Here is a 15,955-nt window from a genome sequence, read left to right on the forward strand (position 1 = left end):
CAACCACTCCGGACGCCACACCGCGGGGCCACGACGAAAGGACTTATAATGTTTTACAAGGACGAAAGGCTGGCCCTTTTCATCGACGGGTCCAACCTCTATGCGGCCGCAAAGGCGCTCGGCTTCGACATCGACTACAAACTGCTCCGTCAGGAATTCGAACGTCGCGGCAAGCTGGTGCGGGCCTTCTACTATACCGCGCTGCTGGAGAACGAGGAATACTCGCCGATCCGGCCGCTGGTCGACTGGCTGCACTACAACGGTTACGCGATGGTGACGAAGCCCGCCAAGGAATACACCGACTCGATGGGGCGGCGTAAGGTCAAGGGCAACATGGACATTGAACTGGCGGTGAATGCGATGGAACTCGCGCCGCGGCTCGACCATGCGGTGCTGTTCTCGGGCGACGGCGATTTCCGCCCGCTGGTCGAGGCGCTGCAGCGGATGGGCGTGCGGGTGTCGGTCGTCTCGACGATCCGCAGCCAGCCGCCGATGATCGCCGACGAGCTGCGCCGTCAGGCCGACAATTTCATCGAACTCGACGCGCTGCGCGAAGTGATCGGCCGCCCGCCGCGCGAACCGCGCGAGATCGCGCCGCCCGCCCCCGCGGCGGACAGCCCGGACACCTGACCGCTCACGGCAGGAACGGAGAAGACGGCGGTCCACTCCCGCCGTCTTTTTCGTTTCGGCGGGCGGAGCGGGGCTCTGCCCCGCACCCCGGGATATTTGCGCCAAGGTGAAAGCAGGGCCGGGGTCCATGTCATCTTGCCATGAAGACCTCGCGGGGGTCCGGGGGCGCGAAGCCCCCGGCCTGCCCGGTTCAGAACGGACAAGGTTCAGAACGGGCAGGGCGCGGTGAAGGTCATGTACTGCCCGCCGTCGGGATGGCGCAGGCGCAGGCTTTCGGCATGCAGCATCAGCCGCGGAAAATCGCGCGCCGGGCCCTCGGCATAGAACGGATCGCCAAGGATCGGATGCCCCAGTTCCAGCATGTGCACCCGCAGCTGATGGCTGCGCCCGGTCAGCGGCGTGAGCCGCACCCGGGTCGTGCCGTCGGGATCGTGGCGCAGCACCTTCCAGTCGGTCTGCGCGGGCTTGCCGTTTTCAGGGTCCACATGCTGCTTCGGCCGGTTCGGCCAATCGACGCAAAGCGGCAGATCGACCCGGCCCGCCTTCGGTTCCAGATGCCCCCAGAGCCGGGCCAGATAGTGCTTTTTCGTCTGCCGGGTCTCGAATTGCAGCCCGAGATGGCGCTGCGCATGCGCCGTCAGCGCAAACACCATCACCCCCGAGGTGTCGCCGTCGAGCCGGTGCACCAGAAGCACCTGCGGAAAGGCGCCCTTGAGCCGCTCGATCAGGCAATCGGCCTTGTGATCGCCCTTGCCCGGCACCGAGAGCAGCCCCGATTGCTTGTCGACCACGAGGATCTCGTGATCGGCATGCAGGATGCGCGGCGGCTCGGACGGGGGCGTGTAGACATGCTCGGTCATCGGCCCGGCATGGCGCGGGCCGCGCGCGGCGTCAAGCCTCAGAGGGCGCCGAAGACATCGGCCAGGATCGCTTCCAGCGCCCTTGCGTCGGCCTCGGTGAAGGCGTCGGGCTGATCGCTGTCGATATCGAGCACGCCGATGAGCCGCCCGCCCGCGCCGAAAACCGGGATCACCAGTTCCGAGCGGGTCGAGGAGGAGCAGGCGATATGGCCCGGAAAGGCCTCGACATCGGGGACAAGCTGGGTCCGGCCCTCGCGTGCCGCCGCGCCGCAGACGCCGCGCGTGAACGGAATCACAAGACATCCGTGTCCCCCCTGATAGGGGCCGATCTTCAGCACGCCGGGTTCGGTGACGCGGTAAAAGCCGGTCCAGTCGAAGCGGTCGTCGGCATGGTGGATCTCGCAGGCGAGCGTGGCCATCAGCGCCACCTCGTCGGTTTCGCCCTCGGTCAGGGCGGCGAGGGTGCGGGCCAGCACCGCGGGGTCAAAGCGCATCGGTCTTCCTTCATCATTCTTTCCGTCGGATACGGATTGGTAAGTTTTCGGCCTTAGTCTGAACCAAATCTTTCGGGGCCGGAGAGGCAAGATGAATCTTTATGCGGAATCACGCGGGGGCGCGCTGGTCGTTTCAGTGAACGAGGAACGTCTCGATGCCGCCATCGCGATCCGGTTCAAGGAGCGGATGCGCGAAGTGACCAGCCAACCCGGCGGCCGGGTGGTGCTGGACATGTCGCAGGTGGAATTTCTGGACAGTTCCGGCTTGGGCGCGGTGGTGGCGGTGATGAAATCGCTGACCCCGGACCGGCGGCTGGAGCTGGCGGGGCTGACGGCGAATGTCGAACGGGTGTTCCGGCTGACGCGGATGGATTCCGTTTTCGTCATGCACGAGAATGTCGAGGCGGCACTGCGGGCGGGGCTGCGCCATGTTGGCTGATCGTCCGCAACCGGGCCGCAGCCCGAGCGACTCTCCAAGGCCGGAGCCGAAGATCTTTCACCATTCCTTTGCGGCCGATCCGCTTTCGGTCCGCTTCGCGCTGCGCACCGCGCTGGCCCGGTTCCTGCGGCAATTGTCGCAAGACGAGGCGGGCACGCTGGAGCTGGTTCTGGCCGAAGTGCTGAACAACATCGTCGAACATGGCTATGGCGACACCGGGCATGGCACGATCACGCTGTCGCTGGTGCGCGATCACCGCGGGCTGAGCTGTTCGATCAGCGATGACGGGGTGGAGCTGCCGCGTTCCTGCCTCGACCTCGGCATCGACGATTCGCAGCGGCCCGCGCCCGATACCCTGCCCGAGGGCGGCTTCGGCTGGTTCCTGATCCGCGATCTGGTCGAGGACCTGGGCTATCACCGCGAAAACGGCCGCAACCTGCTGGCGTTCCGGCTGCCGCTGAAACCCGGCGCCGTCAGTTGAGCTGGAACTGCAACGGGTAACGCCCGTCTTCGAAATCGCCGAACAGATCGCTCAGATCCGGGTGGTCGATCGGCTCGCCGGAATTGTCGGGCAGAAGGTTCTGCTCCGACACATAGGCGACGTAATAGGTCTGATCGTTTTCGGCGAGCAGGTGATAGAAGGGCTGATCCTTGGCGGGGCGGCTCTCTTCCGGGATCGCCTCGTACCAGGCGTCGGTGTTGGAAAACATCGCATCCACGTCGAAGACAACCCCGCGGAACGGGTGCTTGCGGTGTCGGACGATCTGACCGATGTGATATTTGGCAAGCGTCGTCTGCATGGTAACCCCCGGTCATCATTTTTAAACCTTCCGGCGTTTCCTGTCCATCACCCCCCCGCCCGGGGGCCGGAAACAATCTGTGGACTCGGGCCCAACAGTGCTCACGTCTTCGCGACACGGTTTCGCTTTCGTTGCGGGGCGAAATTCCTTAAACTGTCGCAAAACAAGCCGAGCGGGCAGAGCAGACATGAAAAAATTCCTGATGTTGGCCGTTCTCGTGGCCGTCGCCTCTTGTGGCGGCGGTGGAAAAGCGCCGCGCAATCTTGACAACGCCTGCCTGCTGGCGCGCGAAAAGCCCGCTTATTTCAAGGCGATGCGTCGTGCCGAAAAGCGCTGGGGCGTGCCGGTGCATGTGCAGATGGCGACGATCCATCAGGAATCCAAGTTCATCCCCAATGCCAGGACCCCGCATCGCTACGCGCTGGGGGTGATCCCGATCGGGCGGCAAAGCTCGGCCTATGGCTTCAGCCAGGCGCTTGATTCGACCTGGGAAGACTACAAGCGCGACACCAATTCCTGGGGCGCGAAACGGACGCGGATCACCGATGCGACCGATTTCATGGGCTGGTACATGGACGGATCCGCCGACCGGCTCGGGATTTCGAAATGGAACGCCCGCGAACAATATCTCGCCTATCACGAGGGCCGCAGCGGCTATGCCAAGGGCAGCTACAATGACAAGGGCTGGCTTCTGGCCGTCGCCGACAAGGTGGCCGCCCGCGCCGAGATGTATCGCAGCCAGCTGAATTCCTGCGGCGGCTGAGCCCGGATCAGTTCTTGCGCGCTTCGGTCTCGGCGACGATCGAGAACATCAGCGGGCCCGGATCGACCCCGGGCTTCAGCTGATCCAGGATCACCACCGTCTTCGCCCCGGTATCATCGGTGATCACCCAGCGCCGCAGCGTGACCGGATTGGCCGAAAACACCAGCCGGATCGTGCCGTAGTCCGGGTTTTGCGGGTCCTGCGCCACCACCGCGGTATTCGCCCCCTCCGCCTCGTGGCCGACCACCATCCGCGCCTGGGCCAGATCGATCCTGTCCGCCAGGATCAGGTTCAGCGGCGTGCGCTTGAGCGGATATTGCTCGGCGATCTGGTTCGATTTCGGATCGAAGATCGCCACCTGCCCGCCCGACGCCAGCACCAGCGTGTCGTCATCGCTATATTCGAACCGCATCCGCCCGGGCCGCTTGAGGTAAAGCTTGCCCGTCGATTTCGAGCCGTCGGCATTCACCTGGGTGAAGGCCGCCTCGGCCGTCGTCAGCCCGTTCAGATAGGCCGAAAGCTGGGCCAAAGGGATTTTCTCGGCCCAGGCCGGGGCGGCAAGGGCCAGCATCAGGACGGGCAGAAGGGCGGCAACGGGGGCAAAGCGCATCTGGATCATGGGACAAACTTACCGCAGATCGGACAAAGAAAAAGCCCCGCGCGGGTCACATCGCGCGGGGCTGCCATCACTTTCCTGCGCCCTTACTGTTCGGGCACCAGGATTTCGCGCTTGCCCACATGGTTGGCGGGCGTCACCACGCCCTGCTCTTCCATCTGTTCCACCAGCCGCGCCGCCTTGTTGTAGCCGATGCCCAGCTTGCGCTGGATATAGGAGGTGGAGCATTTGCGATCCTTGATCACGATCGCCACCGCGGTATCGTAAAGCGCATCTTCCGCATCGTTGCCGCTGCTGCCCAGACCCAGAACCGCATCGATATCCGAGGCCGCTTCCTCGTCCGGCCCCTCGACCACGCCCGACATGTATTCGGGCGGCCCGAAGCTCTTCAGATGGCTGACGATTTCCTCGACTTCCTCGTCGGAGACAAAGGGCCCGTGGATCCGGGTGATGCGCGCACCATTGCCCATGTAAAGCATGTCGCCCATGCCCAGAAGCTGCTCGGCCCCCTGCTCGCCCAGAATCGTGCGGCTGTCGATCTTGGACGTGACCTGGAAGGAAATCCGGGTCGGGAAGTTCGCCTTGATCGTGCCGGTGATGACATCGACCGAGGGCCGCTGCGTCGCCATGATCAGGTGAATGCCCGAGGCCCGCGCCATCTGCGCAAGCCGTTGAATGCAGGCCTCGATCTCCTTGCCCGCCACCATCATCAGGTCGGCCATCTCGTCGACGATGACGACGATATAGGGGAAGGGCCGGGGCTGGAATTCCTCGGTTTCAAAGACGGGCTCGCCGGTGTCCTCGTCAAAGCCGGTCTGCACGGTGCGCTTGAACATCTCGCCGCGCTCCATCGCCTCGCGGACGCGGCCGTTGTAGCCCTCGATGTTGCGCACGCCCATCTTCGACATGCGGCGATAGCGCTCCTCCATCTCGCCGACGACCCATTTCAGCGCCACGACGGCCTTTTTCGGATCGGTGACGACCGGGGAAAGCAGATGCGGAATGCCGTCATAGACCGAGAGTTCCAGCATCTTCGGATCGATCATGATCAACCGGCATTCCTCGGGCGAAAGCTTGTAAAGCAGCGACAGGATCATCGTGTTGATCGCCACCGATTTCCCCGAACCCGTCGTCCCCGCGATCAGCAGGTGGGGCATCTTCGCCAGGTTCGCCACCACGGCCTCACCGGCGATGTCCTTGCCCAAGGCCAGCGGCAGCCGCATGTTGCTGTCGCCGAAATCGCGCGCCGACAGGATTTCCCGCAGCACCACCTTTTCGCGATGCGCATTGGGCAGTTCGATCCCGATCACCGAACGCCCGGGCACGGTCGAAACCCGCGCCGACAGCGCCGACATCGACCGCGCGATGTCATCGGCCAGACCGATCACCCGGCTGGCTTTCAGCCCTGGCGCCGGTTCCAGCTCATACATGGTGACGACCGGACCGGGCCGGACCGAGACGATCTCGCCCTTCACGCCGTAATCGTCGAGCACGCTTTCCAGCATGCGGGCGTTTTCTTCCAGCGCCTCGTCGGACAGCTGGTGCCGCTTGATCGTGCCCGGATTGGTCAAAAGGCTGAGCGGCGGCACTTCATAGGCGGGCTTTTCGGCCGCATCAAAGCGCAGCGTCGGCTGTTCCTCGGCGATCGCCTGTTTCGAGGGCGCCACCGGCTTGCGCACCGGCGCCATCACGCGGCGCTCGGGCGCGGGCGGGGCCACGGTCGCGCGCAGCGCCGAGATCTTCGGCATCGGCGCGGGCTGCGGCAGATCCTCGCCCAGATCGGAAAAGACGTTGCGCTCAAAGGCTTCCTCTTCCCAGCCGTCCCCGGCCGGGACATCCTCGATCTGACGCGCAGAGGCGATCGGCTGCGACCAGTCCTGTTCCTGCGGCTCGGGCATCGGCGCGGCAGTCATGGCGGGCATCACGGCGGGCGCCGCCATCATCGGCGCCGCAACAGGCGTCACGGCGGGGGCGGCGGGGGCGGTGCCGGGCATGTAGCGCGGGCGGGCCTGCAGCGGCGGCTCGACGCGCTTGATCGGCGCGGGCGGGGTCTTCGGGCCGCGGGCCAGCCGGGCCGAGACCGCCGCCAGAACCGAGGCCGGGGCCTCGGGCTGCGGCGCGGGTTGGGCGGGCAGACGCGGGGCATAAAGCTCGGGTTCGGCACGCATTTGCGGCGCGGCCATGGGCGCAGCGACCGGAACCGGCGCCGCCACGGGCGCGGGCATCGGCGCGGGGGCCCGGGTCTTCACCGCATGCTGAATGCGCGCCTTGATCCGGTCTTCCGAGGGGGCGTCGGCCTCGGGCATCGCCCAGGCCTGCACCGGCTCGACCAATTCGGCCTCGGGCGCGTCATAGATGTCATAGGGGGCATAGGCCGGTTCCGGCTCCACCGGGCGGCGCACCCGCGAGGCGACGGCCGCCCGCACGATATCGGCCCGCTGCGGCTGCTGACCGGCCTGCCAGTCCTGCTGCACCTGCCAGGCGGCCTGCTGCTGCGCCAGCGCCGCGGCCTGGGCCCGACGTTCGCGCGCCAGCTCGGCCGCCTCGCGCGCCATCCGCACCGAGGCAGAGGCGCCCTTGCCCAGCGCGGTCATCGCCGCGGCATAGCTTGCCACCGTGCCCAGCATCAGAAACCGGGTCAGCGCGCCCAGTTCCAGACGGTCGAAGCCGGTGACGAACAGCGTGATCAGCAGCGTCAGCACCGCCATCACCACGGTCATCAGTTTCAGCCCGATCGAGCCCTCGACCGGCGACAGCCCCAAAAGCGATCCGGCGATCATGTCGCCGAAATTCCCGCCCAGACCATAGGCGCGGCCCCATTCGGCCCCGGGCACCAGAAGCGCGGCATAGACCGCCGCCACCGCAATGGCGATCGGCAGAAAGACCATCCGGCCGGTCACCCGCTCTTCGCCGCGGTGCAGGATGTGCCGCCCGCCCCAGATCGCCAGCGACACCGGCAAAAGCCAGGCGCCGCGGCCGACGATCACGATCAAGGGCGAGGCGATGCCCGCGCCGATCCGGCCCAGCCAGTTCTGCACCGGCGCATCCGAAACCGCCATCCAGCTCGGATCTTCCGGCGAATAGGAGGCCAGCATCAGCGTCGCCATCACCGCAAGCGCAAGGAAGACCACGCCCAGCAATTCCCGCCCGCGGCGTTCCAGAACGGCCTGCGTGTCCTGATCGAGCAGCGGTTCGCGTTGCCGCGCCTGAAAGGATGCCATGCTGAACCCTCCTTACGTGAACAAGCAGTCGCGCAGCCTGATCAGCCCGCGCCGCGTTTCGTCTTTTGGGGCGACCAAGGCCACCCGGATATAGCCCTTGCCGGGGTTTTCGCCGTTCACGTCGCGGGCCAGATAGGCCCCCGGCAGGACACGGACCCCGGTTTCGGTCCACAGCTTCACCGCCGCTTCCTCGCCGTTCTCGACCGGCAGCCACAGGAAGAAGCCGCCCTCAGGCAGACGGAAGCTGTTGACACCGCTGAAGATTTCCGCGGCATCGGCATATTTCTCCGCATAAAGCGCGCGGTTTTGGATCACATGCGCCTCATCCGCCCAGGCACGTTCCGAAACGCGCTGAATCGGCTGCGGCAGGGGCGCGCCCGCATAGGCGCGCAGCTGCCTTATGCGCTGCATCGCCTGCGGACCGGCGGCACAAAAGCCCGACCGCAGCCCCGGCAGGTTCGAGCGTTTCGAGAGCGAATGAAAGATCACCACCCGCTCGGGATCGGTGCCGGTCTCGGCCGCCACTTCGATTGCCCCGGGCGGCGGGGCATTGCGCCAAAGCTCGGAATAGCATTCGTCGGAAAACAGCCGGAAATCATGCTTTTCCGCCAAGGCGAGCAGCCGGGCCAGATAGTCGCGACCGGCCACCGAGCCCTGCGGATTGGCGGGCGAGCAGAGATAAGCGATCGTGGTGCGGTCGAGGATCTCGGCGGGCAGGCTTTCGTAATCGGGCAGGAAGCCGGTCTCCTCGCTCGCCGGAACGAAGACCACCTCGGCGCCCACGGTCGCGGCGGCGACGGCATAGACCTGATAGAACGGGTTCGGCACCAGAACGACCGGGCGCTTGCCGCGCTTGGTTTCCGGGCAAAGCGCAATCGCGGCGTTGAACAGCCCCTCGCGCGTGCCGTTCAGCACCATCAGCCGGTTTTGCGCCACATCGACGCCGTAACGCCGCCCCAGCCAGCCGGAAATCGCCGCCAAAAGCGCAGGCGTGCCGTCATTGGCGGGATACTGGCCGAATTCCGACAGGCTGGCCGCCAGCACCGGCCCGACGAAATCGGGCATCGGGTGGCGCGGCTCGCCGATCGTCATGGCAACAGGCTCGCCCCCCGGTTTCAGGTGGTCGAGCAGCGTCCGCAGCCGCGGAAACGCATATTCGGGCAGGTTCGCAAACCGCTCGGGAAACTCCATCTATGCCTCATCTCCGGGGTCGTTTCGCCCCGTTTGCGGCAAAACTACCCAAGCTTGTGGGTCACGTCCAGAAAAAGCGCATCTGCTGCGCCAATGGGCGAGCGGGATTGTGACTTTTCAGCCAAGCGCCGCCTCGGCCGCAAGGGCCAGACGGCACAGGGCGGCTTCCTGCATCGGCTTGCCCATCAGGGAAATCCCGCACATCGGCTCGCCCGTGGGCAGTGTCAGGGCGCACAGGCCGAAGATGTTGGCAATGCGGGTGTTGCGCAGGGCCAGCAGGTTTTCGGCGGCGAAATAGGCCGGATCGGTCAGCAGACGCGCCGCATCGGGCGGCAGGATCGGCGCGGTGGGGACAAGCACGGCATCATAGCCCGCCACCGCCGCCTGCCAATCGCCGCGCAGCCGCGCCAGCAGATCCCAGGCCTTGACGTAATCCGCCGCATTGATCGCCGCCCCGCCGCGAAAGCGCTGCAAGATCACCGGATACATCTTTTCGGGCGCGGCCTCGATCACCTCGGCCCAAAGCCCGTAAGCCTCGGGGGCGAAAAGAATGCCGGAAAGATCCATCGCCGGTTCCAGCATCGGCAGCACGCGGCGTTCGATCCTTGCACCGGCCTTTTCCAGCCGGGTCACGGCGGCTTCGAACCCGCGCACCGGGGCTTCGCGCGCCGAGGCAAAGGGCAGCCCGTCCAGCACCAGAAGCCGCGTGCCCGACAGCGTCGACCCGCGCAGATCGGGGGCGGTACGGCCTTCCAGCGCCGCCAGAACCAGCGCGCAATCCTCGACCGTGCGGGCAAGCGGCCCGACCGTGTCAAAGCGCTTGCACAGGGGCACGACGCCCGCGGTCGAAACGCGCCCCTGCGTCGTCTTCAGCCCCACCAGATCATTCCAGGCCGCCGGGATCCGCACCGAGCCGCCGGTGTCCGAGCCCACCGCCGCCGCCGCCAGACCCAGCTTGACCGAGACCGCCGCGCCGGAACTCGATCCCCCCGGCGCCAGACCGGCGGTCACCGCATTCGGCGGCGTCGCGGTCATCGGATTGATCCCAAGCCCGGAAAAGGCCAGTTCCGTCATGTGGGTCTTGCCCAGACAGACGCTGCCCATCAGCGTTGCCGCCTGCAGCACTTCGGCATCGGTGTCGGGCACCCGGCCCGCCAGCAGCTGCGATCCCGCCTCGGTCGCAATCCCCGCCGTGTCGAACAGATCCTTCCAACTCAGCGCGACGCCCTCCAAGGGCCCGCGCGCCAGACCGCCCCGCAGCCGGGTCCGCGCCGCCATCGCCTCGGACCGGGCGCGTTCGGGGGTCAGCCGGGCATAGACGTCGCCGCGCCCCGCCGCCGCGTCCAGATAGGCCTCGACCATCTCGACAGGATCAAGCCTGCCTTCCGCCATCGCCTGCCCCTGCGTGGCGGCCGACCAGAACCGTTCCAGCATCGCAACCCCCTTCGTTTTGCACAGGCTAACGGGCGCACAGGCAATGGACAATCCCGCCGCCCGCGCCATATTGGGCGCATGACACAGGTTCACGACGTTCTCATCGCCGGCGGTGGTCTGAATGGCCCCGCGCTTGCCCTTGCCCTTGCGGGCGCGGGCCTTTCCGTCACCGTGATCGACGCCGCCCCCGCGCAGCGCCGGGCGGACGATGCCTTTGACGGCCGCGCCTATGCGCTGGCGCTGGCGTCGCAGAAATTGCTGGCCGCGCTCGGGCTCTGGCCCGCGGTGGCGGCGCAGGCGCAGCCGATCAACGACGTCAAGGCCTTCGACGGCCGCCCGGGCGAAGGCGCGGCGCCGTTCTTTCTGCATTTCGACAGCCGCGAGCTGGATCAGAAGCCGGTCGGCTACATGCTGGAGGACCGTTTCCTCTATCGCGCCTTTCTGGCGGCGATGCAGGCGAACCCCTTGATCACGCTGATTTCCGAAACCTCGGTCGTGGCGCAGGAGGTCCTGCCCGGATCGATCCGGGTGACGCTTTCAAACGGCGAGAGCCTGTCGGGCCGGGTGCTGATCGGCGCGGACGGGCGCCGCTCGGGCGTGGCCGAACGCGCCGGGATCGGGCGCGAGGGCTGGGGCTACGGTCAAACCGCCCTTGTCGCCGCGCTGGCGCATGAAAAACCGCATGAGGGCATCGCCTATCAGCTGTTCATGCCGAACGGGCCGCTCGCCATCCTGCCCTTGACCGGCAACCGCTCCTCGATCGTCTGGAGCGAGACGGACGCCAATGCCGCCGTGATCGCGACCCTGTCGGACGATGATTTCATGGAACTGGTGCGGCCGCGCTTTGGCGATTTTCTGGGCAGGATCAGCCTGGTCGGGCCGCGCTTCAGCTATCCGCTGAACCTGACGCTGGCCAGGGCCTATGCGGCGGACCGGGTGGCGCTGGTGGGCGATGCGGCGCATGGCGTGCATCCGATTGCCGGTCAGGGGCTGAACCTGGGCCTGCGCGATGTGGCGGCCCTGGCCGAGGTGCTGATCGGCGCGATGCGGCGCGGCGAGGATATCGGCTCGATCCACACGCTGGAACGCTATCAGCTGTGGCGCCGCTTCGATGCGACCACGCTCGCGCTGGGCATGGACACGGTCAACAAGCTCTTTTCCAACGACAATCCGATCCTGCGGGCGGGGCGCGATCTGGGCATGGGCCTCGTTCAGGCGATCGGCCCGCTGCGCCGCGGCTTCATGCGGCAGGCGGCGGGGCTTGCCGGGCCGCAGCCGAAATTGCTGCAGGGGCGGCAGATCTAATCGAGCGGCCGGGCCTCGTCGACCAGCATGATCGGAATGCCGCGGCGGATCGGAAAGGCCAGCGCCGCGGCCTTTGACACCAGCTCCTGCCGCTCGGCATCATAATGCAGCGGCGCCTGCGTCAGCGGACAGACAAGGGCCTCGAGCATGCGGCGGTCGAACCCGCCGCGCTCGGCCTCGGGGACCAGTTGCGGCAGGCCCTCGGTCATTGCGGACGTTCCTCGATGCCGCCGTGCAGCACGAATTCCATCAGCGTCACCAGGGTTTCGCGCCGGGTCGGCAGGCTGGGCGCCTCCAGCAGCGCCTGCTTGTCCTCGGGCTCGAAGGGCAGAAGCATCGAGAGCGCGTTGATCAGGAATTCGTCCTCGGCGTCTTTCAGTGCCTCCCAATCGGTATCCAGCCCCTGCGTGTGCAGATAGCGGCCCAGCAGGTCCAGAAGCCCGTCGCGGTCGAAGCCGGGGTCATGTTCGGGGGCGCCGATGTCGCGGGGAAAATCGGTCCAGCCGATCTCGGCGCGGATATAGGGGCAGCTGCCCGCAATCTCGCGCTGCAGCCGGAACCGGGACACGCCCGACAGCGTGATCATGTAACGGCCGTCCTCGGTTTCGGAAAAGCCGGTCAGCCGCCCGGCACAGCCGATGGCCGAGAGCTTTTGCGCACCGTCGCGGCCCTTGCAGGGCTGGATCATGCCGATCAGCCGGTGCGGGGTGGCCATGCAATCTTCGATCATCTGCAGATAGCGCGGTTCGAAGATATGCAGCGGCAGCCGCCCCCGGGGCAGCAAAAGCGCCCCCGGAAGCGGGAAGAGCGGGATCTGGGCAGGCAGGTCACTGGGTTTGATCATCCGCATCAGATAGCCCGCCCCCGCCGTCAGGCAAATATCATCGACGACAAACGCCGCCGCCCTTTGACCACGATCGGATCGGCGGGCTTGAGGCTGTCGAAGATGGTGAAAAGCTGGGTCTTCGCCGCGCCCTCGTTCCACTCGCGGTCGCGGCGGAAAAGCTCCAGCAGCTCTTCGACCGCCTCTTCGACCTGCCCCGCCGCATGCAGCGCGGTGGCGTGATCGAAGCGGGCCTGATGGTCGTTCGGATCGGCGGCAAGCTTCGCCTTGAGTTCATCGAGCGGCCCGGCCTTTGCCGCCTGCTTCGCCAAGGCCAGCTGCGCGCGGGCGGCTTCGACCGGGGCCGCCGTCGCGATCTTGGCCGGCGCCCCCGCCAGGATCAGTTCCGCCTGATCGAGATTGCCCGCCGCCAGATGCGACCGCACGAGGCCGCCATAGGCTTCGGCATTCTCGGGCTCTTCGCCCAGGATCGCGGCGAAGGTCTCGGCGGCATCAACCGCCGCGCCTTCGGCGAGCATTTCTTCCGCCGCGGCCAGGGCCTCGCCCAGACCGCCATCGCCCGCAAGCCCCGCCAGCTTCTCGACAAAGGCCTTGACCTGCGAGGCGGGAACGGCGCCCTGGAACATGTCGACCGGGCGGCCCTGATAAAAGGCGACGACGGTCGGGATCGATTGCAGGGGCAGGCCCTGCTGCGCCAGCACCTGCGCCAGACGCTGGTTTTCATCGACGTTGATCTTGGCCATCACCACGCGCCCCTTGAGCGCGTTGACGGCGGCTTCCAGCTGCGGGCCGAGGGTCTTGCAGGGGCCGCACCAGGGCGCCCAGAAATCGACGATGACCGGCACGGCCATCGAGGCATCGACCACCTCGGCCATGAAGGTGGTTTCGGTGACATCCTTGACGAACGTTTGCGCGGGTTTCGTGTCGGTTCCGAACATGGAGGTCCTCATTCTAGTTCTTTGCCCCTATATGCGCCGCCGCCCGGGCCGCGCCAAGGGGCGCCGTTCAAAGATCGAATGTCGCAAAGACCGGGGCATGGTCCGAGGGCTGCTCCCATCCCCGCGCGGCGCGCAGGATGCGGCTGCCATGCGCCGCGCCTGCAATGTCGGGCGTCGCCCAGATGTGATCCAGCCTGCGGCCCTTGTCGGCGCCGTCCCAATCGGGCGAGCGATAGGACCACCAGGAATAAAGCTGCCCCTCGGGGATATCGGCACGGGTGACATCGACCCAGCCGCCCGCATCTTGGGCGGCGGCGAGATGCTCGACCTCGATCGGCGTATGCGAGACGATCTTGAGCAGCGCCTTGTGGTTCCAGACGTCGTCCTCGCGCGGCGCAATGTTCAGATCGCCGACCAGAATCGCCCGGTCCGGCCGCTGGGCGTGGAAATCGTCACGCATATGGCTGAGGAAATCGAGCTTCTGGCCGAATTTCTCGTTTTCCGCCCGGTCCGGGATGTCACCGCCTGCGGGCACGTAGAAATTGTGGATGGTGACGCCGTTTTCCAGCCGCCCGGCGATGTGGCGGGCATGGCCAAGATTGGCGTAATCGCCCGCCCCCGCCTCGACCATCGGCAGTTTCGACAGGATCGCGACACCGTTGTAGCCCTTTTGCCCGCGCGCGACGTGATAGCGGTAGCCCAGCTCGGCAAAGGCGGCGAAGGGGATCTTGTCGACCGGGCTCTTGCATTCCTGCAGGCACAGGACATCGGGCGCCTCCTCGGTCATCAGCTTGCACACCAGCGCTTCGCGCAGGCGGACCGAGTTGATGTTCCAGGTGGCAAGGGTGAAACTCATGGGCAGGCTCCTTTGGGCTGCGCGAGCATCGCCCGGCGCCGCAAAAAGGGCAAGCCTTCGGGCGGGCCGGTTCCTGCGGACCCCGCCTCAGCCCGCCTCGAAGCGAAACAGCGCCAGGGACCGTTCGCGTTCGTTCACCTGCAAGGGCCGGTTCACCGGGGCATGGGCGCGGGCGGTGCAATCGGCGCGTTCGCACAGATAGCAGTTCAGCCCGATCTCCACCGGCCGGGTGCGGGACAGGTCGATCCCCTCGGCATAGATCAGCCGCGGCGCATAGGCGACATCGCAGCCCAGCCCGATCGCCAACCGCTGCGCCGGGGCGCCCTGCGTGCCGCCCGCCCGCGTCACCGTGCGCGCCACCGAAAAATAACTTGCGCCTTCGGGCATGCGGATGACCTGCGTGCGCACTTCCTCCGGGGTCTCGAAAGCGGCATGGATGTTCCAAAGCGGACAGGTGCCGCCAAAGCGCGAGAACGGAAACCGCCCGGCGCTGAAGCGCTTCGAGAGATTCCCCGCCCGGTCCACCCGCACGAAAAAGAACGGAATCCCGCGCGCGCCGTCGCGTTGCAGCGTCGACATCCGATGCGCGGTCTGCTCGAAACTGGTGCCGAAGCGATGCGACAGAAGCTCGACATCGTAGCGGTGCGACTCGCAGCTGGCCAGAAACCGGCCGTAGGGCATCATCAGCGCGGCGGCGAAGTAATTCGCCAGGCTCACCCGCATCAGCGCCGCCGCCGCCGGATCCTCCAGCCCCGCCGCAGCGATCAGCCGCGTCAGGATCGGCTCCTGCTCCAGACTGGCCAGCAGCACCCCGATCTGAAAGCGGCGGCTGGCCTGGCCCAGAAGTTCCGAAAGCAGCAATTCCCGCCGCTCGGGATCATAGCGGCGCAGCTGGCCGCGCATCGCCTCGGCCTGCCCGATCCGCACCGTCACCCCATGCGCCGCCAGCCGCCCGGTCAGCGCCAGATGCGGCTCGTGCCGGTGCAGGGCCAATTCGTCCGCCAGATCCTCGGCGGCGCGGTCGAGCGCATCGACATGGTTGCGCCGGGCGTAAAACCAGGCCCGCACCGCCTCGACCGGGCGCGAGGTTTCCCCCAGGGCTTCGACCTTGTCGCGGTCGGTCAGCGGGTTCTCCTCGGCCATCGGCGCCAGTACGGCGGCCCGATGCGCCGCCTGCAGCCGCACGAAAGCCGCCGCGATCCGGGGCGAGGCCTGCAACACCGCCTCGATCTCGGCGCGGGGCACGGCATCGGCCCCGGCGGCGGGCGTCTTCAGCGCGGCGGCGAAATCGGAGGCCAGCTGCGCATCCGCGGCGGGCGACAGCTCCGAGATGTTCAGATCATAGACCTCGGCCAGCCGCATCAGCAGCTTGACCGAGGCGGGGCGCTGATCGGCCTCGATCAGGGTGATGTAACTGGCCGAGACCCCCAGTTCCGCCGCCATCTGCGCCTGCGTCAGCCCCAAAGACTGCCGCAGCACCTTCAGCCTTTGCCCGATGACCAGCTTTTCCGCCCGTGGCGCCATGTGACAATCCTTACAGATTTCCCGCCTGTCACATGACGAA

At 66.8% G+C, this 15,955-nt stretch carries 17 protein-coding genes; 5 read left to right on the forward strand and 12 right to left on the reverse strand.

The window, feature by feature from the left end:
- The first annotated feature begins 48 nt into the window (after window positions 1–48).
- Window positions 49–630, forward strand: coding sequence for a LabA-like NYN domain-containing protein (locus tag RCAP_RS16405; protein ID WP_013069016.1), 582 nt, complete (start codon window positions 49–51; stop codon window positions 628–630).
- A 206-nt stretch (window positions 631–836) separates the two neighbouring features.
- Here the strand turns inward: RCAP_RS16405 and RCAP_RS16410 are convergent, their stop codons facing one another.
- Window positions 837–1,490 carry a pseudouridine synthase gene (locus RCAP_RS16410; RefSeq protein ID WP_013069017.1) on the reverse strand — a complete coding sequence of 218 codons (654 nt, stop codon included), beginning with the start codon at window positions 1,488–1,490 and terminating at the stop codon, window positions 837–839.
- Between the two features lie 38 nt (window positions 1,491–1,528).
- Complete coding sequence (locus RCAP_RS16415; RefSeq protein ID WP_013069018.1) at window positions 1,529–1,984, reverse strand: GAF domain-containing protein; 456 nt, start codon at window positions 1,982–1,984, stop codon at window positions 1,529–1,531.
- Between the two features lie 91 nt (window positions 1,985–2,075).
- Between RCAP_RS16415 and RCAP_RS16420 the strand changes: the two genes are divergently transcribed.
- Window positions 2,076–2,423 carry an STAS domain-containing protein gene (locus RCAP_RS16420; RefSeq protein ID WP_013069019.1) on the forward strand — a complete coding sequence of 116 codons (348 nt, stop codon included), beginning with the start codon at window positions 2,076–2,078 and terminating at the stop codon, window positions 2,421–2,423.
- Window positions 2,413–2,904: an ATP-binding protein gene (locus RCAP_RS16425; protein ID WP_013069020.1), complete on the forward strand. Its 492-nt coding sequence runs from the start codon at window positions 2,413–2,415 to the stop codon at window positions 2,902–2,904. Before RCAP_RS16420 ends, RCAP_RS16425 begins: the two co-directional genes overlap by 11 nt.
- On the opposite strand, the gene hspQ is transcribed toward RCAP_RS16425, so the two are convergent.
- The gene (gene hspQ, locus RCAP_RS16430) at window positions 2,897–3,223 is read right to left on the reverse strand and encodes a heat shock protein HspQ (protein WP_013069021.1); all 327 of its coding nucleotides are present in this window, start codon (window positions 3,221–3,223) and stop codon (window positions 2,897–2,899) included. The two genes, RCAP_RS16425 and hspQ, sit on opposite strands and share 8 nt — an antisense overlap.
- 187 nt (window positions 3,224–3,410) lie before the next feature.
- Here hspQ and RCAP_RS16435 point away from each other — a divergent pair, with 187 nt between their 5' ends.
- Window positions 3,411–3,986 (forward strand): transglycosylase SLT domain-containing protein, encoded by a 576-nt coding sequence (locus RCAP_RS16435; protein ID WP_013069022.1) that lies wholly within the window; start codon window positions 3,411–3,413, stop codon window positions 3,984–3,986.
- A 7-nt stretch (window positions 3,987–3,993) separates the two neighbouring features.
- Here RCAP_RS16435 and RCAP_RS16440 read toward each other — a convergent pair whose 3' ends face one another.
- From RCAP_RS16440 to RCAP_RS16455, 4 genes are all read right to left on the reverse strand, one after another.
- Window positions 3,994–4,605, reverse strand: coding sequence for a LolA family protein (locus RCAP_RS16440; protein WP_013069023.1), 612 nt, complete (start codon window positions 4,603–4,605; stop codon window positions 3,994–3,996).
- An 83-nt stretch (window positions 4,606–4,688) separates the two neighbouring features.
- The gene (locus RCAP_RS16445; RefSeq protein WP_013069024.1) at window positions 4,689–7,823 is read right to left on the reverse strand and encodes a DNA translocase FtsK 4TM domain-containing protein; all 3,135 of its coding nucleotides are present in this window, start codon (window positions 7,821–7,823) and stop codon (window positions 4,689–4,691) included.
- Between the two features lie 12 nt (window positions 7,824–7,835).
- Window positions 7,836–9,014, reverse strand: a complete 1,179-nt coding sequence (locus RCAP_RS16450) for an aminotransferase class I/II-fold pyridoxal phosphate-dependent enzyme (RefSeq protein ID WP_013069025.1) — start codon at window positions 9,012–9,014, stop codon at window positions 7,836–7,838.
- Between the two features lie 117 nt (window positions 9,015–9,131).
- A complete protein-coding gene (locus tag RCAP_RS16455; RefSeq protein ID WP_013069026.1) occupies window positions 9,132–10,448 on the reverse strand; it encodes an amidase in 1,317 nt (438 codons plus the stop codon).
- A gap of 78 nt (window positions 10,449–10,526) precedes the next feature.
- Here RCAP_RS16455 and RCAP_RS16460 point away from each other — a divergent pair, with 78 nt between their 5' ends.
- Window positions 10,527–11,753, forward strand: a complete 1,227-nt coding sequence (locus tag RCAP_RS16460) for a UbiH/UbiF/VisC/COQ6 family ubiquinone biosynthesis hydroxylase (RefSeq protein WP_013069027.1) — start codon at window positions 10,527–10,529, stop codon at window positions 11,751–11,753.
- Here RCAP_RS16460 and RCAP_RS16465 read toward each other — a convergent pair.
- From RCAP_RS16465 to RCAP_RS16485, 5 genes are all read right to left on the reverse strand, one after another.
- Window positions 11,750–11,962, reverse strand: coding sequence for a Trm112 family protein (locus RCAP_RS16465; RefSeq protein ID WP_013069028.1), 213 nt, complete (start codon window positions 11,960–11,962; stop codon window positions 11,750–11,752). The genes RCAP_RS16460 and RCAP_RS16465 overlap by 4 nt on opposite strands.
- Window positions 11,959–12,597, reverse strand: coding sequence for an LON peptidase substrate-binding domain-containing protein (locus RCAP_RS16470; protein ID WP_031321630.1), 639 nt, complete (start codon window positions 12,595–12,597; stop codon window positions 11,959–11,961). Before RCAP_RS16470 ends, RCAP_RS16465 begins: the two co-directional genes overlap by 4 nt.
- Window positions 12,598–12,623: 26 nt before the next feature.
- Entirely contained in the window at window positions 12,624–13,535 is a 912-nt protein-coding gene (locus RCAP_RS16475; protein WP_013069030.1) for a tetratricopeptide repeat protein, read from the reverse strand.
- Window positions 13,536–13,602: 67 nt separating this feature from the next.
- Window positions 13,603–14,391 (reverse strand): exodeoxyribonuclease III, encoded by a 789-nt coding sequence (locus RCAP_RS16480; RefSeq protein WP_013069031.1) that lies wholly within the window; start codon window positions 14,389–14,391, stop codon window positions 13,603–13,605.
- Window positions 14,392–14,478: 87 nt separating this feature from the next.
- On the reverse strand, window positions 14,479–15,915 hold the full coding sequence (locus tag RCAP_RS16485; RefSeq protein ID WP_013069032.1) for a helix-turn-helix transcriptional regulator: 1,437 nt from the start codon (window positions 15,913–15,915) through the stop codon (window positions 14,479–14,481).
- Window positions 15,916–15,955: the final 40 nt, after the last annotated feature.

Origin of the sequence: Rhodobacter capsulatus SB 1003, assembly GCF_000021865.1 — a bacterium.
In the GTDB taxonomy this organism is placed as follows: Bacteria; Pseudomonadota; Alphaproteobacteria; order Rhodobacterales; family Rhodobacteraceae; genus Rhodobacter; species Rhodobacter capsulatus_B.